18 protein-coding genes, 1 tRNA gene and 1 pseudogene are annotated in these 20,212 nt (G+C 52.6%); 14 read left to right on the top strand and 6 right to left on the bottom strand.

The window, feature by feature from the left end:
- Positions 1 to 177 precede the first annotated feature (177 nt).
- The 4 genes from infC (at position 178) to CHB83_RS23440 (ending at position 2,586) form a co-directional block, all read left to right on the top strand.
- Positions 178 to 795, top strand: a complete 618-nt coding sequence (infC, locus tag CHB83_RS01250; RefSeq protein ID WP_072144859.1) for a translation initiation factor IF-3 — start codon at positions 178 to 180, stop codon at positions 793 to 795.
- A 91-nt stretch (positions 796 to 886) separates the two neighbouring features.
- Positions 887 to 1,081: a 50S ribosomal protein L35 gene (rpmI, locus tag CHB83_RS01245; RefSeq protein WP_045688686.1), complete on the top strand. Its 195-nt coding sequence runs from the start codon at positions 887 to 889 to the stop codon at positions 1,079 to 1,081.
- A 154-nt stretch (positions 1,082 to 1,235) separates the two neighbouring features.
- A complete protein-coding gene (rplT, locus tag CHB83_RS01240) occupies positions 1,236 to 1,580 on the top strand; it encodes a 50S ribosomal protein L20 (RefSeq protein ID WP_045688685.1) in 345 nt (114 codons plus the stop codon).
- A gap of 565 nt (positions 1,581 to 2,145) precedes the next feature.
- Positions 2,146 to 2,586 carry a hypothetical protein gene (locus tag CHB83_RS23440; RefSeq protein WP_143436958.1) on the top strand — a complete coding sequence of 147 codons (441 nt, stop codon included), beginning with the start codon at positions 2,146 to 2,148 and terminating at the stop codon, positions 2,584 to 2,586.
- A 446-nt stretch (positions 2,587 to 3,032) separates the two neighbouring features.
- Here the strand turns inward: CHB83_RS23440 and CHB83_RS23725 are convergent, their stop codons facing one another.
- The 4 genes from CHB83_RS23725 to CHB83_RS01215 form a co-directional block, all read right to left on the bottom strand.
- Positions 3,033 to 3,170, bottom strand: coding sequence for a hypothetical protein (locus CHB83_RS23725; RefSeq protein WP_161806977.1), 138 nt, complete (start codon positions 3,168 to 3,170; stop codon positions 3,033 to 3,035).
- 502 nt (positions 3,171 to 3,672) lie between these two features.
- Positions 3,673 to 4,239 carry a hypothetical protein gene (locus CHB83_RS01225; protein ID WP_045688682.1) on the bottom strand — a complete coding sequence of 189 codons (567 nt, stop codon included), beginning with the start codon at positions 4,237 to 4,239 and terminating at the stop codon, positions 3,673 to 3,675.
- 315 nt (positions 4,240 to 4,554) lie between these two features.
- Positions 4,555 to 4,986, bottom strand: a complete 432-nt coding sequence (locus CHB83_RS01220; protein ID WP_089331402.1) for a hypothetical protein — start codon at positions 4,984 to 4,986, stop codon at positions 4,555 to 4,557.
- 990 nt (positions 4,987 to 5,976) lie between these two features.
- Positions 5,977 to 6,050: transfer RNA gene (locus CHB83_RS01215), tRNA-Met, on the bottom strand.
- Between the two features lie 131 nt (positions 6,051 to 6,181).
- On the opposite strand from CHB83_RS01215, the gene CHB83_RS01210 reads away from it, so the two are divergent.
- From CHB83_RS01210 to CHB83_RS01180, 7 genes are all read left to right on the top strand, one after another.
- A complete protein-coding gene (locus tag CHB83_RS01210; protein ID WP_045688679.1) occupies positions 6,182 to 6,595 on the top strand; it encodes an START-like domain-containing protein in 414 nt (137 codons plus the stop codon).
- A gap of 113 nt (positions 6,596 to 6,708) precedes the next feature.
- Positions 6,709 to 8,142: an LptF/LptG family permease gene (locus CHB83_RS01205; RefSeq protein ID WP_045688678.1), complete on the top strand. Its 1,434-nt coding sequence runs from the start codon at positions 6,709 to 6,711 to the stop codon at positions 8,140 to 8,142.
- A gap of 180 nt (positions 8,143 to 8,322) precedes the next feature.
- The gene (gene rpsO, locus CHB83_RS01200; protein WP_045688677.1) at positions 8,323 to 8,598 is read left to right on the top strand and encodes a 30S ribosomal protein S15; all 276 of its coding nucleotides are present in this window, start codon (positions 8,323 to 8,325) and stop codon (positions 8,596 to 8,598) included.
- 197 nt (positions 8,599 to 8,795) lie between these two features.
- Positions 8,796 to 10,958, top strand: coding sequence for a polyribonucleotide nucleotidyltransferase (gene pnp / locus CHB83_RS01195; protein ID WP_089331401.1), 2,163 nt, complete (start codon positions 8,796 to 8,798; stop codon positions 10,956 to 10,958).
- Positions 10,959 to 11,091: 133 nt separating this feature from the next.
- Positions 11,092 to 11,955: a sigma-70 family RNA polymerase sigma factor gene (locus CHB83_RS01190; RefSeq protein ID WP_022823752.1), complete on the top strand. Its 864-nt coding sequence runs from the start codon at positions 11,092 to 11,094 to the stop codon at positions 11,953 to 11,955.
- A 185-nt stretch (positions 11,956 to 12,140) separates the two neighbouring features.
- Positions 12,141 to 13,124, top strand: coding sequence for a thioredoxin-disulfide reductase (trxB, locus tag CHB83_RS01185; protein ID WP_394340135.1), 984 nt, complete (start codon positions 12,141 to 12,143; stop codon positions 13,122 to 13,124).
- A 120-nt stretch (positions 13,125 to 13,244) separates the two neighbouring features.
- Complete coding sequence (locus CHB83_RS01180) at positions 13,245 to 14,402, top strand: M23 family metallopeptidase (protein ID WP_245855246.1); 1,158 nt, start codon at positions 13,245 to 13,247, stop codon at positions 14,400 to 14,402.
- A 129-nt stretch (positions 14,403 to 14,531) separates the two neighbouring features.
- Here the strand turns inward: CHB83_RS01180 and CHB83_RS01175 are convergent, their stop codons facing one another.
- Positions 14,532 to 15,548 carry an aldo/keto reductase gene (locus CHB83_RS01175; RefSeq protein ID WP_089331398.1) on the bottom strand — a complete coding sequence of 339 codons (1,017 nt, stop codon included), beginning with the start codon at positions 15,546 to 15,548 and terminating at the stop codon, positions 14,532 to 14,534.
- A 246-nt stretch (positions 15,549 to 15,794) separates the two neighbouring features.
- Between CHB83_RS01175 and bshB1 the strand changes: the two genes are divergently transcribed.
- Positions 15,795 to 16,514: a bacillithiol biosynthesis deacetylase BshB1 gene (bshB1, locus tag CHB83_RS01170; protein ID WP_089331397.1), complete on the top strand. Its 720-nt coding sequence runs from the start codon at positions 15,795 to 15,797 to the stop codon at positions 16,512 to 16,514.
- An 80-nt stretch (positions 16,515 to 16,594) separates the two neighbouring features.
- Here the strand turns inward: bshB1 and accC are convergent, their stop codons facing one another.
- Positions 16,595 to 18,103 (bottom strand): acetyl-CoA carboxylase biotin carboxylase subunit, encoded by a 1,509-nt coding sequence (gene accC / locus CHB83_RS01165; RefSeq protein WP_089331396.1) that lies wholly within the window; start codon positions 18,101 to 18,103, stop codon positions 16,595 to 16,597.
- Between the two features lie 280 nt (positions 18,104 to 18,383).
- Between accC and CHB83_RS01160 the strand changes: the two genes are divergently transcribed.
- Together CHB83_RS01160 and CHB83_RS01155 are read left to right on the top strand one after the other, a co-directional pair.
- Positions 18,384 to 19,634 carry an aminotransferase class I/II-fold pyridoxal phosphate-dependent enzyme gene (locus CHB83_RS01160; protein WP_045690434.1) on the top strand — a complete coding sequence of 417 codons (1,251 nt, stop codon included), beginning with the start codon at positions 18,384 to 18,386 and terminating at the stop codon, positions 19,632 to 19,634.
- 241 nt (positions 19,635 to 19,875) lie between these two features.
- Positions 19,876 to 20,049 (top strand): annotated as a pseudogene (locus CHB83_RS01155) (histone H1); the annotation flags it as partial.
- Positions 20,050 to 20,212 lie beyond the last annotated feature (163 nt).

Below are 20,212 nucleotides of genomic sequence, written 5' to 3'. Positions count from 1 at the left end.
TAGAACTGGTTCGTTGGGCTTGGGGTTATTTTAGCATCTATAGCCAATTTTATATAGTCTTTCTTGAGGTTGTAGAAAAAATGGCGGATATTTGCCCGCTAGTTGAACCCATTGGATGCGTTCTGCGTCCAGACCAACTACAGTAGAAGTCGACTTTCACCTAAAGGAGAACTAGCCATAGCTACCCCAAACCGCCGCTATATCCCTCGCGCCCAAGTCGAGGAGCCGTTTAAAATCAATCAAAAGATTACGGCCCGTGAAGTCCGCCTCGTTGGCGATAACATCGAGCAGGGCATTTACCCCACTGAGCAGGCCCGTCGCATGGCTCAGGAGCAGAATCTCGACCTAGTAGAGATTTCTCCTACTGCTGTGCCCCCCGTATGCCGCGTCATCGACTACTCGAAGTTCAAATACGAGCAGAAGAAGAAAACCCGCGAGCTGAAGGCTAAGCAAACGAAAGTAGTCATCAAGGAAATCCGCTTCGGACCCAATACAGATGACCACGACTTTGCTTTCAAACTAAAGCACGCACAGGAGTTTCTGCGCGAAGGTGCCAAGATCAAAGCTTACGTTCACTTTGTGGGTCGTAGCATTGTGTTTAAAGAGCGCGGCGAAATCTTGCTACTCAAGTTTGCTCAGGCCCTCGAAGATCTTGGCAAGGTAGAGCAACTGCCCAAGCTGGAAGGCAAGCGCATGTTCCTTTACTTGGCTCCGAAGGCAGTAGCGCCAGCAAAGGCTGCTAAGCCTGCGGCTGCACCTAAGGAAGCAAAGCCCGCTGAAAACAGCGCCGAATAAGCTTATTCTGGGGCTTTAGCCCTATTTCACGCTGGCGCACCGGCCCTAGGCAGCCGACCGCCGCAGTTTTTCACCTTTTACCACCACCACAATGCCGAAAGTAAAAACCAAGTCTGGTGCTAAGAAGCGTTTCTCGCTGACTGGCACGGGCAAAGTAAAGCGCAAGCACGCCTTTAAAAGCCACATCTTGACCAAGAAAACCACCAAGCAGAAGCGTGCTCTCACGCACGTTGGTCTGGTTAGCTCGGCCGACATGAACCGCGTAAAGGACATGCTCAACATCTGATTGGTTTGTGCCTCTTAAGAAATGAGTGCCAGTAAGATTATTTATGACACTCATTAATAGGGGCTAAGCCAACAATCAATTTTTCACCAGGCGTCCGGCTGAGACGAAAGCTGCGGTAAAAAATCCGCCGCCGGCCGCCAAAAACAAACAGGTTATGCCAAGAAGTGTCAACCACGCGGCCTCGCGCCACCGTCGGAAAAAAGTAATGCGTTTGGCGAAAGGCTATTATGGCCGTCGCAAAAACGTATGGACCGTAGCGAAAAACGCTGTTGAAAAAGGTCTGTTGTATGCTTACCGTGACCGTAAAACCAAAAAGCGTGAGTTCCGCGCTTTGTGGATTCAGCGTATTAACGCTGGTGTGCGCGAGTATGGTTTGTCTTACTCTCAGTTCATGGGTGGCCTAAAAAAGGCTGGTATCGACTTGAACCGTAAAGTTCTGGCTGATCTCGCCCTGAACCACCCCGAAGCCTTCAAAGGCATCGTAGAAAAGATCAAGTAGACTATTCTTTTATAGCTGCTAAACAAAGCGCCTGACCAATATTGGTCAGGCGCTTTGTTTTTAACGGCTTCGCCGCCAAAATGCTCTTCACAGCTTATCTGTCAGTATCAATGTAGGTTTAGTAAGCTCAATCTTCTACTATCTTATGTAGAAATATGCTAGCTCTTATAAAGGCAACTTACCATAGTTTTTGATTGCTCAAACATCAGCGTGTATTGACCCTGTCTTTAAGCGATGATTCAAATTTACAATGACGGGAAAGGGAGAAGCAATTCATTTGAAGCAACGCTAGGTGAACTAAAAGCACTAGGACTCCAACCCTTATATGGTCTTGTAGCGTCGTCTCAAGCCGCAGATTTGAAGAAAGACTATTCAGTCGCGTATCGCCGCTTTATTGCAAGCCGTTGATTATAGCAAGGTCAGTTTTTAGAACAGATCATGCGCTGTAGTATGGGTGCACTATACAAATGAAGTGCTCGAGTATTGGGAAGGTAGTAAGGTGCAATCGAGATACTAGCTATTTGACGGAGTTGCTTGCCCTCAGCTAGGATTGTAGGTTTGCACAATGACAACTAGATACCGCGTCTATTATGAAAATGCTGTTGGTCGTGCCGTTGATGACCCATTAGGCTTTGCTCGACTAACTTACCAACCCGGCACGCGTGATGCGGAAGCTATGGCGGCGTTGTTAGGGCACGTGACCCGTTTGTTGGCGAAACGAGGGGATGGGTGCTTGCTAGTTGATCAGCGCTTGATGTCGCCGTTTACACCAACCGAACAAATTTTCGTGATCCAGCAATGGCTACCACGCGCGGTAGCCGAAGGGAGCTACCGATTTGGGGCAGTTGTGTTAGCCGAAAATGCGTTTGCGCGCTTGGCTACGCGTAGTGTAACCACGGCCGTGCGCGATATGCCTATGCTCTACCAGTACTTTGAACAGGAAGTAGATGCAGTTGCTTGGCTGCTTCAGCAGAAGCAAAAAGCGCAGTTAGGACGGACGAAGTAATCTAGTGTCGCGTATTCCTTTACATATCACTAGATAAGCTAGAGCGAGCAGTATCTACCAGAACATGTTGCGGAGTCCAATGTACAGAAGCTCGACAAACCGTACTCGTCTTGATACCCCATTGTGCCTTAGTCACAAATCACCAGAATGACTTCTGGTGCGCGGCGCTATCTAGTTATCGTTATACAACTAGTGGTAGGCCACTTGCTGCCTAGTACGGAAGCTAACCTTCGCCCCTTTTCTATTCAGGAGTAGGATGCTTGTTGGGTGGCAAGGGGCAAAATACCGCTTGTTACCAGGTAAAGAACCTTGTTACTAAGCGCGCAAACCAACTACGTCCCGGGCCGGAATAGTCACCTTCGGTAGTTTTGCTTTAGTTGAAGGCATCTCGGTACAGGTGGCTAGCTGTTACTTAGTGATTAAAAGTGGCGGGTTGACTGCCACGGTTAAACGAGTACATCTTCCTTCTCATATGTGCGACGGAAGGCATAAACTTGCCGCGCATCCTCGGTTGCGACGGTCGTGAAGCTTCCCAGCCAAATAGCGGCGGAACGCTGACGCAAGCCAATAAATTTTGGTGCCAAGTAAATAAGTCCTTATTGAAACCTACCTCGTCGGGAGGGTGAATGCCTTGGTCTAGGTTGTGGGTTTCGGCTACGTACTTTTGTTCGGCCCACACCATGGGTTTGTGGTAGTAAGGGTAGTTGCTACTCTACAAGCCGTCTTCGTCGCCGTAGAAAAGCATGGGGCTTCCACGTATAAGAGGCGGAAGGCCGCAATCAGTTTTGCTTCTGTAGCTGAGCGTCCGTGGGCTTATGGGCGGTAGTCCCGGACTTCCTCGTGGCCAGAGGCATAATCGCCCTCCCATGCTCTCGACCAACGGACTCGTTGGTGGAAGGTGGCTAGGGCCCCCGGCATATCGCGGGCGTTGAATGCTGCGTACGCTGTTCGAACCATGTCTCGATACGATGCCGTATGAAAAAGCTGAGGGAATATCTTGGAGGTTTGGTCTACGAAGACGGAAACTAGAAGAAAAAAGCAAAGTGGTTTCTGGTTGGACCTCTCGTGCTTTTCGGGTAGTTCGTTCTAGGTTGCAGCCGCTTTGCGTCGTTCTGATTCGGCCTTTACAGCAGCCTTGAAGCCCTCATGGCTATGCAGTTCCGGGTAGCTTTTCCAGACCGTGCCTGGTGCGTCCCCACTATGTAAGCGGCTTAGCGCATCGTTGAGAACGTCAGTTTCGGTTGATTGCTGTGGGGCTGCTTTCGCTTCCGCCGTCAACTGCTCAGATTCTTCTTCTCCAAAGAAGCCGTGTTGATAGAGGCCCGTTAGCTTTAGCACTGCCCGGCTGAGCGCTCGTTTCTCCGCTGTCTCTGCAAAATAGCTGTTTTTGCAGTTCTCCGGAACGGCACTACCATAGGTTTCTACCCTGGCTTCGTCCATCTGCGCTACTGCCTTGATGACCGCGTACTTGGGTTCAAGCTTCAGGGCTTTGTAGCTGACCTGGATTCCATAATGGGCTTGTACCTTCTCAATGCCCGATCGGGTAAGGATGGTATAGTGCTGGTGCTGGAAAACATCTTCCTTAATGAGGCCGCATTCTTTGTACAAGCTATTGAGCTTGTCGGCTTTCGTGGCGGGGGCTTGTTTCGCCATATTGGTCTACTAAGTATGGGAGTAATCGGGAAGGACCTGCGTGTCTAGAGTGGTATATTTTCTACGGTCTGAATTTCCTCTCAGTTGCTGTATAAGCAGTAGGAAAGAAAATGAACAAGCCCAATGAGGTGAGGTATAGCGCACCTGCAAGCGACAACTCGTGCTGACGAACGTGCGCAGCCGTAGCACTAGGTACCGCTTTTCTCAGCACCAGCTAGGGCTTTGGGGCCGCTGTGGTGCGATTTGCTGCGGCGGCGCTCTTGAAGGGAATACTTCCTGCTAAAGGGTAATTATGCACCTGGGTATAGGGATATGCTAGCGGGTATAGTAAGCCACAACATCGTAGCGTACCACCGGATCAGTTATCGGTCCCTGGCTCGCTACGAAAGTAGGAGTGCGAATGCGCAAGGTATTCTTGGTCAATTCCTCTATACGGCTAATAATTCCGTCTTGACCAACGAGGGTACTTTGGGAGGCATCGTAGACATACGTGGGAACGACTGTGGCGGTGCTACCGACAAGGTACTTGCTCACTTGTGTGCCGTGGACCTCTAGGTAGTGCGGGGCAGGTATTGTCCCTGGAAGAGGGATAGGGAGAAGCGTACCTTGTGCGCTATAGGTCTGGCTACGCTCAAAATTCCAGCGCCCCTCCAAGGCGGGAGCAGGCTCGGAATCTTTATCAGTAGAGCAAGCTGTAGCCGTGAGGAGCGTCAGACTCAGGAGTATTAGGTGGAGTACACGTTGCATCGGGATAAGGAATAGAGTGTAAAGCTAATCTGAACTACAGGCTTCGTGTTTAGCGGGTATAGTGGTCTGCCTTCTGGTAAGGTATGTCTGGCTTGCGGCTTGGGTCTACGGTAATGACCATATAGTAAGGCTGAGCCGGAATCGCCTGTTGTTTTATAAACTGACTGGTGGCGCTGTAGCCGTAGTAAGTAGAGGATGTGGGGGCCATTTGCCTTGCATTTCGGGCATAGGCATAGGAGAATCTTTGCCGTAGGAGGTGGCTAGAAGAGTGCTGTTTAGAAGTAGGGCGGATAGTAATCGAGACATAAAAATGGGTTGAAGGATTTTTTACTCAACGAGAACCCGTAAAGATTACAACAATAGTCGTAACGCGTGGATCCTGCTTGTCCTTAACACAGATAGAATCGCTCTTTCAGTGAATAATGAACTGGTCTGGTGAGAGAAACCGAATGGTGCCCATCGTGCCGCTCTTCAGAAGTAAAGACTTGTACAAGTATAACGTAAGAGAGCAGGTCTCTCAAGGCAACCCTTAAACCTTGTTTAGGTTTCATTTTAGAAGATACTACACTGTGTTTTCTGAATACACAGTCGTACTACTTTCCTAAGTAGCAGTAGATCATATTTTGAGTATGCCAGACTGTTGCGCCCAGTTCACTGCTTGCTGAATGCTGGCCTTCTCGGGATCCAGCCTCATCGTGATGGTAGGTGCCTCGCTGGCCGTGTAGTCTTTCTCCAGCAGCCGGCTTTTGCTTGCACACGCGCCGCCGGTCCCGGAGCGTGTTGTACTTGTTCATGCCCATCTACTGCTTCCGAACGAAGGCCTGCTTATCAGTATTCCATATCCGGTAGTCGATATGCCAGCGCTTTGTCAGGTCCCCGTCCGCATCGAACAGCCGAGGCTCGTACTCAGACTCGTACATGGAGTTGTGATAAAAAAGTAACGGGCACAAAAAAACGGTCTCTCCGCAATGGAAAGACCGTTTTTACAAGTAGCGGGGACGAGAGTTGAACTCGTGACCTCAGGGTTATGAATCCTGTGCTCTAACCAACTGAGCTACCCCGCCGGTTTTGATGCTGCAAAGGTAGAGACAAGATTTGACGGAATGCAAATCCTGTGAGAAAAAAAACCATGTATATTGGCTTCTAGCCGGTAAGTCATTGGCACACCGGATAGAAATTTTTACACGATTTGCTTATGCCGCTCTCCGCTACCCGCCGCAAACACCGATTTACGGTAGAATACCCTATCAATGCTTCCCCTAAAATTCTGTATCCGTACTTGGCTAGTGCTTCTGGGCTTTCCCAGTGGTTCTGCCAGGATGTGCGGCTGGATGAGGATCGACGGTTCAATTTCATTTGGGACAACCAACCGCACTTTGCCGAACTAAATTCGCATCGAACTAATCGGAGTGCGCGCTTCGTGTTCTTAGATGGAAACAAGCGTCCCACATCCGATGCTAATTACTTAGATTTTACTCTTGAAGAATCTCAACTCACTCAGGAAGTCTACTTGCGGGTAATCGACTACTCCGAGGAAACGGATGATGTAGAACTACAGGAGATGTGGGACAACCTGATCCTGAAGTTGCGGGAACAGGTAGGAGGGTAGCACTGTTTACGACAATGCCACAAAGGGCAGACGCGAAACGAACTGTATCTTCGTTCCGTGTTTGCCCTTTTTCGTGAGTTGGTCCTCACACATCACTTGGGCTTCTCTCAACCATGAAAAAACTCGATAAGCTTATCCTAAAGGCCTTTGCAGGGCCTTTTCTGCTCACCTTCGCCGTGGTGCAGTTTATTTTTCTCATGCAGTTCATGATGAAATACATGGACGACTTGGTGGGAAAAGATTTAGGCTTAGGGGTTATTGCTCAATTGCTGTTCTTCTTCAGCGTTCTGATTGTCCCAATTTCTCTGCCGCTCGCCGTACTTCTATCGTCGTTGATGACATTTGGGACCCTGGGAGAGCACCACGAGTTAACGGCCATTAAGACTTCTGGCATCTCCTTGACGCGTATCCTCCGTCCTGTTTTACTAGTAAGTCTGTTGCTAGCGGGGGCCGGTCTGTGGTTCAATAATACCATTGTGCCTATGGCCAATTTGAAGGCCTATAGCTTGCTATGGGACGTGCGTCAGCAGAAGCTAGCATTGGATATTCGCGAAGGAGTATTCTACAATGGCATTCCCGGCTACACAATCAAGGTAAACAAGAAGCTGGGCGAAAATGGCGACTTGCTCAAGGGGGTGATGATATATGATCATACTCAGGGACGCGGTAGCAACACAGTTATTCTGGCCGACTCGGGCCGTATGTTTACCCGGTTTGGGGGCCAGTATTTGGGATTAGAGTTGTTTCGGGGGCGTACGTACGTAGAGCAGCCTGATGGTAACAGCCGATCAGGGGCGAACTTCATACGGCAGAACTTCGACCGCAACCTGATTACCTTGTCGTTGGCGTCCTTCGGGCTCGACCGTACCCCGGACAAGCTGTTCAAGGAAAACAAGATGATGCTGAATTTAGGAGAGTTGAATCATTTCAACGATTCTCTCCGCACTCGCTTGTCCAATGAACGACGCTTGTTGGTACCCCAACTGAACCCGTATTACTCGTTTTTTCGCCTAGACACAACGGGCAGGGTGGCTATGCAACGGGTTGCTAGCTGGCAGATTCCTGCGTCGCGCCTGAAGCCGGTAACTCTGCCCATTACGCAGCAAGCTGCCAACCGTGCCCGCAACGTACGTTCCTTCCTCGGCACCAGCTCAGACCGCTTAACTGGTATTACGAAGGAGCGCGCCAACTTCCGGATTGAGTTTTATCGCAAGTTCACCCAGTCGGCGGCAGTGCTACTCATGTTCCTGATTGGGGCACCGCTAGGGGCTATCATTAAGAAAGGGGGGCTTGGGGTTCCTATTTTGATTTCGATTGTATTTTTTATCGTCTATTACGTGCTGTCCATTATGGGCGAGAAGTATGGCCGCGAAATCATTATGCCGGTAGGAGTGGGCATGTGGATGGCGTTTATTCTTCTGCTGCCAGTTGGACTGTTCTTCTTGTACCAAGCGCGGCATGACTCCGGAATTTTAGATGTTGACTGGACCCGGCTGCGGCCTCAGTGGTTGCGCTGGCCGTTGCGGGGCTACAAACGGGTAGTATAGAGTTGAAACCCTGCTAAACTGCCGTTAGGAAATTAGTTTCGCGGCTTTAGTTATTTGCTGCCTTAAGAAAGTATTCCTGCTCGTTTCTCGCATGAAACAACTACCTTTGCAGCCACCCCGAAATGCGGGGTGGCTTTTCTTTTTCATTTTTTAATCTAAGACGGGGAAACCTATCTGCCGATGCAACTCACAACTGAAGCAAAACAGGCTATTTTCGAGAAAAACAGCCTGCAGAAGTCCTCTAGCGACACCGGTTCGGCCGAGTCGCAGATTGCGCTGTTTACGCACCGCATTTCGCACCTGACCGAGCACTTGAAGGTGAACAAGAAGGATTACTCGACCCGCCTGGGTCTGCTCAAGCTCGTTGGTAAGCGCCGTCGTATGCTGGATTACCTCCAGCACCGCGAAATCAACCGCTACCGCGCTATCATCAAGGAACTGGGTATTCGTAAGTAAGCCCACGGTCCGGAGCAGGGAGCCTTTCCATTGGAGAGGTTCCCTGCTCTTTTTTTGTGCGAAGCCAGCCGCATTATTCTTTTGGTTTCGTTGTTCCCCTCCCGGAAAGAAGATAACTCAGAGCAAAATAGGGCCATGCCGGCCCCATTTTTACGGCTGCTCGCCCGCTGCACGCTTTCAAAAAGCAATATTAGAAGATGCCCAATTACACTGCGGTTACCAAACACATCACGCTGCCCGATGGGCGGCAGATTTCTATCGAAACTGGCAAACTGGCCAAATTTTCCGACGGTGCTGTCGTTGTGCGGTTGGGAGACGCCATGCTGCTGGCCACGGTAGTATCGCAGCCCAGCGCCCGCGGTGACGTGGATTTCCTGCCGCTGTCCGTTGATTATCAAGAAAAATTTGGTGGCGCCGGCAAAATTCCAGGCTCGTTTCAGCGCCGTGAAGGCCGCCTCTCTGATTACGAAGTACTCGTATCGCGCCTCGTAGACCGCATTTTGCGTCCGATGTTCCCTAAGGATTATCATTACGAAGTGCAGGTAATGATTTCGTTGATTTCAGCCGATAAGGACGTGCAGCCTGACGCACTTGCCGCCTTGGCTGCTTCCGCTGCCTTATCGGTTTCTGATATTCCGTTTGCTGGTCCTATCTCGGAAGTGCGGGTCGCTCGCATTGACGGTAAGCTCCAGATTAACCCTAAGACGGACGACATAGCACGCGCCGACATTGATCTGATTGTAGGCGCTACCGCCGACTCAGTAGCCATGGTAGAGGGCGAGATGGATGAAGTGAGCGAAGAGGAAATGGTAGAAGCCATTGCTTACGCCCACGAGGCCATCAAAGAGCAAGTACGTGTTCAGCAGGAACTGGCCGCCGAAGTTGAAAAGTCGCACGTAAAGCGTGACTACCCTAAATACGACGAGAACGACGAACTAAAGCAGCGCATCACTGCGGCTGTTTACCAAAAGGCCTACGAAGTAGCCAAGTCAGGTAACACGAGCAAAGCAGGCCGCAAGGAGTCGTTTAGCGCCATCAAGAAGCCACTGCTGGAAGAGTTGCAGGCTGAAAATCCTGAGTTGGACCTGAAAATGTTCGGCCGCTACTATGGTTCGGCTGAGAAAAAGGCCATCCGTGATATGATGATTAAGGAGCGCACCCGCCTCGATGGTCGTCAGCTCACGGAAATTCGTCCCATCTGGTCGGAAGTTAACTACCTGCCCGGTGCGCACGGCTCCTCGCTGTTTACCCGCGGTGAAACCCAGTCGCTCACTACGGTTGCCCTGGGTACCAAACTCGATGAGCAGATTATTGACTCGGCTATGCAGTCGGGCTATAACAAGTTCATGCTGCACTACAATTTCCCGGCTTTCTCTACCGGTGAAGTAAAGCCAAACCGTGGCCCAGGTCGTCGGGAGGTAGGTCATGGCAATTTGGCAATGCGCTCCCTCAAAAAGGTACTGCCTTCGGAAGACGAAAATCCTTATACCATCCGCATCGTGTCGGATATTCTGGAGTCGAACGGCTCTAGCTCGATGGCAACGGTATGCGCTGGTTCGCTAGCTCTGATGGATGCTGGCATCAAGGTTCGGGCTGCCGTATCGGGCATTGCCATGGGTCTTGTGCAGGATAAAGAAACCGGCGAATACGCAGTGCTTTCGGACATCCTAGGCGACGAAGACCACCTCGGCGATATGGACTTTAAGGTAACGGGTACCGAAAAAGGCATCGTGGCTTGCCAGATGGACATTAAAATACAAGGCTTGAGCAGCGAAATCCTGACAAAGGCCCTGCACCAAGCCCGCGAAGGCCGTCTGCACATTCTCGGCGAGATGGCCAAGACCATCAGTGCCCCTGCGGCTGAGTTGAAGCCTCATACGCCTCGCTCGCACAAAATGCTCATCGATAAAGAGTTTATTGGTGCTGTAATTGGGCCAGGTGGCAAAGTCATCCAGCAAATCCAGAAGGATACCAACGCTACGGTTATCATTGAGGAAAAAGACGAGAAAGGCCACGTGAGCATTTTCGCCTCAAACCAGCCGGACATGCAAGCTGCCATCGACCGGATTCGTGCAATTGCGGCCGTCCCAGAAGTGGGAGAAACGTACAAGGGCAAGGTTCGCTCCATCCAGCCGTACGGCGCGTTTGTGGAAATAATGCCGGGCAAAGATGGCTTGTTGCATATTTCCGAGGTAGCTCACGAGCGTTTGGCTTCCTTGGAAGGCGTACTGGAAGTAGGACAGGAGATTGACGTGAAACTGCTCGATATCGACAAGAAAACGGGCAAATATCGTCTCTCTCGGAAGGTGCTTTTGCCTAAACCAGAGCGTGCCGCCGAATCAAACGGCGCAGCTCAGTAAGGATATTCCGAACTTTAGCGGGTACCGGCGTGTTGCACACAATCAATGCCGGTACCCGCGTTGGGGTATCCTCCGTATATCGGACTAATACGACGTTTTCTAGCATCAACAACTCAATTCTCACGCGCCTGCAATGAGACAGCTAAAAATCAGCAAGCAGATCACCAACCGCGAAAGCCAGTCGCTGGATAAATACCTCCAGGAGATTGGCAAGGTAGATCTGTTGACCCCCGACGAGGAGGTAACGCTGGCGCAACGCATTAAGGAAGGTGACCAGCAAGCGCTGGAAAAACTAACCAAAGCAAACCTACGCTTCGTGGTGTCGGTTGCCAAGCAATACCAAAACCAAGGGTTGTCGCTGGGCGACTTGATCAACGAGGGTAACCTGGGTCTGATCAAGGCTGCTAAGCGCTTCGACGAAACCCGCGGCTTTAAATTCATCTCTTACGCCGTATGGTGGATTCGTCAGTCCATTCTGCAGGCTTTGGCTGAACAGTCGCGTATTGTCCGTTTGCCCCTGAACCGGGTGGGCTCACTAAACAAGATTTCGAAGTCTTTTTCTGAACTAGAGCAGAAATTCGAGCGGGAGCCCTCGCCCGAAGAAATTGCCGAAGTACTGGAACTGACAACTTCGGAAGTAGTGGACACCCTGAAGATCTCAGGTCGCCACGTGTCAGTAGATGCTCCGTTCGTGCAGGGTGAGGAAAACCGTCTGCTCGACGTACTCGAAAACGAGGACGAGGAGTCGCCTGATACGGGCCTAATGAACGACTCGCTCCGTAAGGAAGTGCAGCGCGCCTTGAGTACGCTAACCAAGCGAGAAGCAGACGTAATCACGCTGTACTTTGGCTTGAATGGAGAGCACTCCCTCACATTGGAGGAAATTGGTGAGAAGTTCAACCTGACTCGTGAGCGGGTTCGTCAAATCAAAGAAAAGGCGATTCGTCGTCTGCGCCATACTTCGCGTAGCAAAGCTCTCAAGCCTTACTTGGGATAATTTTTTCTACGCTACTACTTAAAACCCTGACCATTGGTTGGGGTTTTTTGTTGAGTTTAAGCCCCGTGCCTAGCGAAGACTACTTGCTTTTCTGGCAAAGCTAGCAGCGTGCTCGCACTGCTGAGGTTGCGGCCGCCATCTTACTGCTGGCTCTTATTACCTTTGTACCCCAAATTCAACTCCCCATGGCGTTGCTGCCTGGGGGCGCTTCGACAACTCTCATGGAGAATACGACCTCGGAACACATCAAGTGTTTAATTATCGGTTCGGGCCCAGCGGGCTATACCGCAGCTATTTATGCTTCGCGATCTGGCTTGCAACCCATTATGTATCAAGGTCTGCAGCCCGGTGGGCAGCTCACCATTACCAACGACGTAGAGAACTTCCCCGGCTACCCTGACGGCATCATGGGGCCAGAGATGATGGAGGACCTGAAAAAGCAGGCGGCCCGCTTTGGTACAGACATTCGCTATGGTATTGCCACCGCCGTAGATTTCTCTGGTCATCCGCACCGGGTAACTATCGACGAAAAGCTGGAGCTGACGGCCGATACTGTCATCATTGCTACTGGAGCTTCAGCCAAGTGGCTCGGCCTGCCGTCGGAGCAACGCCTGAATGGTTCTGGCGTATCGGCCTGCGCCGTGTGCGACGGCTTCTTCTACCGTGGAAAGGACGTGGCTATTGTAGGCGCCGGCGATACGGCGGCCGAGGAAGCTACGTACTTGGCCAACCTGTGCTCCAAAGTGTACATGATTGTACGCAAAGGTGAAATGCGCGCATCCAAGATTATGCAGAAGCGTGTGCTTGACAACCCCAAGATTGAAGTGCTGTGGAACACCGTCACAGATGAAATTCTGGGAGAGCACGCAGTAGAAGCAGCTCGGGTAAAAAACACCGTTACGCACGAAACGCGGGAGCTTCCCATTGAGGGCTTTTTCGTAGCAATTGGCCACGAGCCAAACTCTAAAATATTCCAGCCCTACTTGCATCATGATGAGCAGGGCTACTTGAAAACCCTGCCAGGTACTGCCAAAACCAACGTAGACGGTGTATTTGCCTGCGGTGATGTGCAAGACTTCACCTACCGCCAAGCCGTAACAGCGGCGGGCTCTGGGTGCATGGCGGCCCTTGACGCCGAGCGTTACCTGGCAGCTTTAGGCGACCATTAGGTGAACGAGTGATATAGTGAAATGGAAGGTTTTTTCGTTCTGTCGGGGCGGGCTCTGCTACCGAAGCCGGAACCTTCCATTTTGCTCTTCACCACCTCACTATTTCACCACCTCACCGATTTGCTCTTGCTTCATTTTGTGAAAATCTGGCTGCTGCCGCTGCTACTGATCGGGCTGTTTCTGAGCTTGCCCGGCCAGCTGCTTGCCCAGCGGCGCAAAACACCGGAGCCAAAGGCGAAAGCCGGCTCGGCAGGTAAGCGAAAGGACTTTTTTCGCATAAAATCGCCAACTATCCGCTACGTGCGGCCCGATACCACTATTCTAATTGAAACGGAGGAACTGCCGGACGAAAGCTCCGACGCAGCCAAATCCATCTTCTTCAATCCTGCTAAGAAGCTGTCCATCGTAAGTGAAGACACGACCACGCTCAACGAGGGTGAGCAACACATTGTAGAAGTAAAAGAGGAGGTTCAGATTGACTCTAGCTGGATTCAAGTGGCGGGATACTATGCCATTTGGGATACCCACAACATCAACCCTTACCGAGTAGATGGTCGCCGCATCAAGGATACGCTAAACCTTAAGCTCACGGACCCGGAGCGACAGCGCTTCGCTAAGATGCCTCTAACCCGAACGCCTATTACCTCGGACTTCGGGTTTCGTGGGTACCGCTGGCACTATGGTACCGACCTAGACCTCGAAACGGGCGATTCTGTAAAGGCCGCCTTCGACGGGGTAGTGCGTATTGTAAAATGGGATGGCTCAGGCTACGGCAACTATATTCTGGTGCGTCATTACAATGGTATTGAGACGCTGTATGGGCACTTGCAAAAGCAACTCGTTACGCCTGGTACTTTCGTAAAGGCAGGACAGCTAATAGGTTGGGGGGGCAATACGGGCCGGAGCAGTGGGTCTCACTTGCACTTCGAGATTCGCTACGAAGGCAACCCCATCGACCCGGAGCGGATGTATGACTTCCCCGATTACCGGCTGATCAAGGATAACTTCCAGATTACGTCGGCCCTGTTTGCTTATTACAGCAAGTCGTTGCGCTACCGCGGTGGCAGCGTACCGGGCGCAGGAAGTGGGACCAGCAGTAGCCGGAGCAGCAGTAGTGCCAAACCATCCGCCGCGCGGCGGATCGTGACACACAAGATCAGAAGTGGCGACACGCTCTCGGAAATTGCGGATAAGTATGGCGTCTCGCAAGCACAGTTGCGCCGCCTAAATGGCGGTACTGCCGTGCTGCGGGTAGGACGCACGTTGCGAATTAAGTAGCGTAGTACACCACTTACGCACCATAACGAAGGCCCACTGCAGTCTGACTGCAGTGGGCCTTCGTTATGGTGATCTGCCTACGGCGGCTTTTACGCGAGCTACAAGGTATGTTTACCTACGGTAGTTTCTTTAGAGCTGAAGCATGGGGAAGCTTCGCTGGTGCCAGTAGGGGTAGATGGGCGAGGTTTCACTGGCAGCGTCTAGTATCGCAACCTGTTCGGGAGTGAGGTTCCAGCCGGCGGCGGCTAGGTTCTGCCGCAGCTGTTCTTCGGTACGGGCCCCAATAACCAGGTTAACTACCGTCGGGCGTTGCAAAAGCCAGTTTAAGGCAACTTGGGCCACCGTCTTACCGGTCTGAGCCGCTACTTGATCCAAGGCATCCACGATGTTGAATAGCAACTCATCGGGTACTTGGGGACCTTGTCCGCCACCCTGGGCTAGACGGCTGTTGGCGGGAGCGGGCTGACCACGGCGGAATTTTCCGCTCAGCAAGCCAGCCGACAAAGGGCTCCATACAATCGTCCCGACACCCTGGTCGACACCTAGGGGCTGGAGTTCCCATTCAAATTCGCGGTTAGCTAGGGAGTAGTAAGCCTGGTGTCCTACGTAGCGGGCCCAGCCATGGCGCTCCGATACGCTCAGGGACTTCATTAGGTGCCAGCCCGAGAAGTTGGAGCAAGCAATGTAACGCACCTTGCCGCTTTGCACCAGTGTATCGAGGGTGCGTAGGGTTTCTTCTACCGGCGTGCGGGCGTCGAAGCCATGCATGTGATAGATGTCGATATGATCGGTGCCCAGACGGCGCAAACTGTCCTCGCACGCTCTCACAAGGTTCTGACGAGAAGAGCCGTATGCGTTCGGGTCGGTGCCCATGGGGAAGGTGGCTTTGGTGGAAAGCAGCACCTCGTTACGACGGCTCTTGATGGTTTTGCCCAGGATAGTTTCGGCCATACCCTGGGAGTACACGTTGGCCGTGTCGAATAAATTGACGCCAGCCTCCAAGCAAATATCAACTAGCCGCCGAGCTTCGTCGACTTGGGTACTGCCCCATGCTTTAAAAAACTCATTGCCGCCGCCAAAAGTGGCCGTGCCGAAGCTTAGCACGGGAATGCGTAGGCCAGAGGCACCTAATTGTCTGTGTTCCATGTGGTGGGAAGATGGGCGCGGATGTTGGCCCTATTAACGTAAGAATAGGGGGCTGCTAGAGCAGAACAGACCCCATATCCGGCAAAGGTAGTTGGGCCAGCGGATGTTTGCCGGCACAAGAGCTAAAACATAACGCACCGGTAAAAGCCGCCCAACCTAGTACTTTTGCCCGTGCTGCACTAGGTACCAGGCCCGCATACTCGCGAAGTAGGGGCCTGAATTTTTGGTTGCTTTTTTTCCCCTCACATGAAACTTGATATACTGGCCTTTGGCTCGCACCCCGACGATGTAGAAATGTCCTGCTCTGGCACTCTACTAGCTGCTTCTGCTACGGGTAAGAAAACGGGCATTGTCGATTTAACCAGGGGAGAGCTGGGTACCCGTGGTACGCCCGCTACCCGCGCGCAAGAGGCTGAAGCGGCCAGCCGCATCTTAGGCTTGAGCGCCCGTGAGAATCTGGGCTTGTCGGATGGTTTCTTCCGTAACGACCGGGAGCACCAGCTGCCCGTCATTGCCGCACTGCGCCGCTACCAGCCCGATATTGTCCTCTGCAACGCCATCAACGACCGGCACCCCGACCACGGCCGCGGTTCCCAGCTTGTATCGGAATCCTGCTTTCTTTCCGGTCTGCGCATGATTGAAACCTTCGGCGACGATGGGCAGCCCCAAGAGCCTTGGCGCCCCCGCTTGGTATTCCACTACATCCAGGACCGCCAGATCCCGGCCGATTTCGTGGTGGACATTTCAGCCCATTGGCCCAAGAAGTGGGAGAGCATCAAGGCGTACCGCACTCAGTTCCACGATCCTGCCAGCAGCGAGCCAGCTACCTATCTCTCCACGCCGGTGTTCAGCAACTTTATGGAAGCCCGCGCCCGCGAGTTTGGCCACCTGATTGGGGTAGAGTTCGGGGAAGGCTTCACCCGCGAACGGCCAATTGGGGTACGAGAGGTGACAGAGTTGATTTAGAAAAACCAGTAGCTGGTTTCGTTACAAGACAAAGGCTCGGCCACCTAGGCCGAGCCTTTGTCTTGTAACGAAGGCAAGCACTACCGCACGCCCAACCGGTTTCGTTTCCAGGCCGAGCCGTTGGAAGCAGCCGGAGCATCCGAAGCGGCCACGGGGGCTTTCTTCTCCGTCATGAGCATGGCGGTGAGGACCGCGGCGAGCTTGGCTGTGGTTGCATCCGGGACAGCGGGCTTCAGGGTCTCGGCCGTGAAATGGTCGCGGATGAAGTTAGTGTCGAAGTTGCCGCTCACGAAAGCGGGGTGTTGCAACACGTAGCGGCCGAAGCCCAGCGTGGTTTCAATGCCGGTAATTTGGTACTCGTCGATGGCTCGAAGCATTCGCTCAATGGCCTCCTGGCGGGTAGCCCCGAAGGTGACGAGTTTGGCAATCATGGGGTCGTAGTAAATAGGAATGTCCATGCCCTGCTCAAAGCCATCGTCTACGCGCACGCCGGGCCCCTGAGGACGTACGTAGGTAGTCAGGGTGCCAATATCGGGTAGGAAGTTGTTCTGCGGGTCTTCAGCATACACGCGCAGCTCCAGGGCGTGGCCTTGAATGGCCAACTCTTCCTGGCGGAAGGCAAGGGGCAGGCCCTGGGCTACCTTGATCTGCTCCTTCACCAGGTCGAGGCCAGTGATTTGCTCGGTCACGGGGTGCTCTACCTGCAGGCGGGTATTCATCTCCAGGAAGTAGAAGTTGCGCTGGTCGTCCAGGAGGAACTCCACGGTGCCGGCCCCGGTGTAGTTGCAGGCCCGGGCTACATCCACGGCGCAACGGCCCATTTCAGCCCGCAGCTCGGGCGTGAGGACCGAGGAGGGCGCCTCTTCAATTACCTTTTGGTGGCGGCGCTGAATGGAGCACTCCCGCTCGAACAGATGCACAATGTTGCCGTGCTCGTCGCCGAGTACCTGTATTTCAATGTGGCGCGGACCAGTTACAAATTTCTCAATGAACACTGCGCCGTCGCCGAAAGCGGAGGTAGCTTCCGATACGGCAAGCTGCATCTGCTCCTCAAACTCGTCCATGTGATGTACTAGGCGCATGCCCTTGCCGCCGCCGCCGGCCGAGGCCTTGATAAGCACCGGGAAGCCTACCTGCTGAGCAATTTGCTTGGCAGCCTGCACATCGGTAATGGCTTGGTCGAGGCCGGGCACTAGCGGGATATTATAGGCTTTCACGGCTTGTTTAGCCGAGAGCTTGTCACCCATCACATCCATAGCTTCGGGCGAGGGACCCACGAAAATCAGTCCGGCCTCCTGCACTTGGCGGGCAAACTCGGCATTCTCAGATAGGAAGCCGTAGCCAGGGTGAATGGCATCGACACCCAGTTGGCGGCAAACGTCGAGAATCTTATCGCCGCGGAGGTAGCTGTCCTTAGAGGCGGGTGGGCCCACACACACGGCCTCATCGGCGTAGCGTACGTGCAAAGCATTGCGGTCAGCTTCACTATAAATAGCGACGGTTTGCAAGCCCATTTCTTTGGCTGAGCGTAGTACGCGCAAAGCAATTTCGCCCCGGTTGGCAACGAGTAGCTTGGTAATCTTTTTCATGTAGGGAGGGTGCGGGTGGGAGAGGTAAAAAGAACGTAGCTGAATATCTCTACTGACGAGCTAGCCGTAGATGGCGTAATACGCCCTAGCCAGTGGGTTTTCCTGGTCAAAGAAACGCCATTCTAGCCGTACCATAAAACGCCATCGACCGTTTTGGCGAGGGTTGGATGCATGCAGAAAGCGGCTACCTTTGCGGATTGCCATAACTTTGTACATTACCTGAGAGTTTAGCCCTTGGGCTTGACCGCTCGTTTTCGTTTCACATTCAACCTGTTCCCTCGTGGATCTATTCGAGAAGATTGCCGCCAACCGCGGCCCGCTAGGTGTCCACTCACACTATGCGCACGGCTATTTCGCATTCCCCAAGCTGGAAGGCGAGATTAAGCCCCGCATGATTTTTCGCGGTAAAGAGGTTCTCACCTGGAGCCTGAACAACTACCTGGGGCTTGCTAACCACCCAGAGGTGCGCAAAGCCGATGCTGACGCCGCCGCTGAGTATGGCATGGCTCTGCCGATGGGTGCCCGGATGATGTCGGGCAACTCCAACCTGCACGAGCAACTAGAAAATGAACTGGCGGAGTTTATCCAGAAGCCGGATTGCATGTTGCTCAACTTCGGCTACCAGGGCGTAGTATCCATCATTGATGCGATGGTGGGCCGCCACGACGTGATTGTGTACGATGCGGAGTCGCACGCGTGCATTATCGACGGGGTGCGCCTGCATGCCGGCAAGCGCTTCGTGTACGTGCACAACGACATGGCCAGCCTGGAAAAGCAATTGGAGCGGGCAAAGCGAATTACGGACGAAACGGGCGGCGGCATCTTGGTAATCACCGAGGGGGTGTTTGGCATGTCAGGCAACCAGGGCGACTTACGCGGTGTGGTAGCTTTGAAAGAGAAGTACCAGTTCCGGTTGTTCGTTGACGATGCGCACGGGTTCGGCACCATGGGCACTACTGGCGCTGGAACGGGCGAAGAACAGGGCGTACAAGACGGTATCGACCTTTATTTTTCTACGTTCGCCAAGAGCATGGCTAGCATCGGCGCTTTCGTAGCAGGGCCCGAGAATGTAATTGAATATTTGCGCTACAACATGCGTAGCCAGATTTTCGCCAAATCCTTGCCCATGCCGCTGGTGGTGGGCGCGTTGAAGCGTTTGGAGCTGCTACGCACTCGCCCCGAGCTCAAGGAAAACCTGTGGACGGTAGTACGGGCCTTGCAAAGCGGCCTGCGCGAAAAAGGCTTCAATATTGGCACTACTACGTCGCCCGTAACGCCAGTACTCCTGCAGGGCCAGATTTCTGACGCAACCCAAGTAACCTTCGATCTGCGTGAGAATCACGGTATTTTCTGCTCTATCGTGGTGTATCCTGTGGTTCCTAAGGGCGTTATCATGCTACGCATCATCCCCACGGCTGCGCACAGCCTTGAGGACGTAGCCACTACCATTACAGCCTTCGAAGCAGTGCAAGAGAAGTTGGCTAAAGGACAATATTCCAAAGCAGTAGTACCTGCAGACCTGCAGGGCTAGATGCAGCTTTGCTAAATACAAAAGCCGGTTCCTACCCCAGGGACCGGCTTTTGTATTTGGTACTATTTCCAGTAGGGGTTGCTACAGCTTGCATCTACTGTTGAGGTGTTTATCCATAAAAAGTGCTCTATCTCGCCGAAAAAGGCATTTAAGAAAAAAACTTGAAAAATTGCTTGTATTTGAAATCCCAGTATATTAGAGCCGGTTAAACACTTTTTCCACACCAAACAACCCCTCCCAAATGAGCAATTTTAGCCAACTGAAAGACCTGGTGCTGTCGCTGGAAGCCGACTTCGAGAAGTTCTACGATAAGGGCAACTCGGCCGCTGGCACCCGCGTGCGTAAGGGCATGCAGGAGCTGAAGAACATGGCCCAAACCATCCGTACGGAAGTACAAAACGCTAAGAATACCGCTGCAGACTCTGCGCCTAAAGCTGCTCCCGCTGCTAAGAAAGCTGCGCCTGCTGCCAAGAAAGCTGCACCTGCTAAAAAGAAGTAAGTAGGCACCGCAGCTTCTGCGGTGTCGATAGTTACACGTAAGGCCTTGCCGGTTAACGGTGGGGCCTTTCTTATTTGGC

It is taken from the genome of Hymenobacter mucosus, from assembly GCF_900188255.1.
Taxonomy (GTDB): domain Bacteria; phylum Bacteroidota; class Bacteroidia; order Cytophagales; family Hymenobacteraceae; genus Hymenobacter; species Hymenobacter mucosus.
This window is presented reverse-complemented; position numbering and strand designations above follow the sequence as displayed.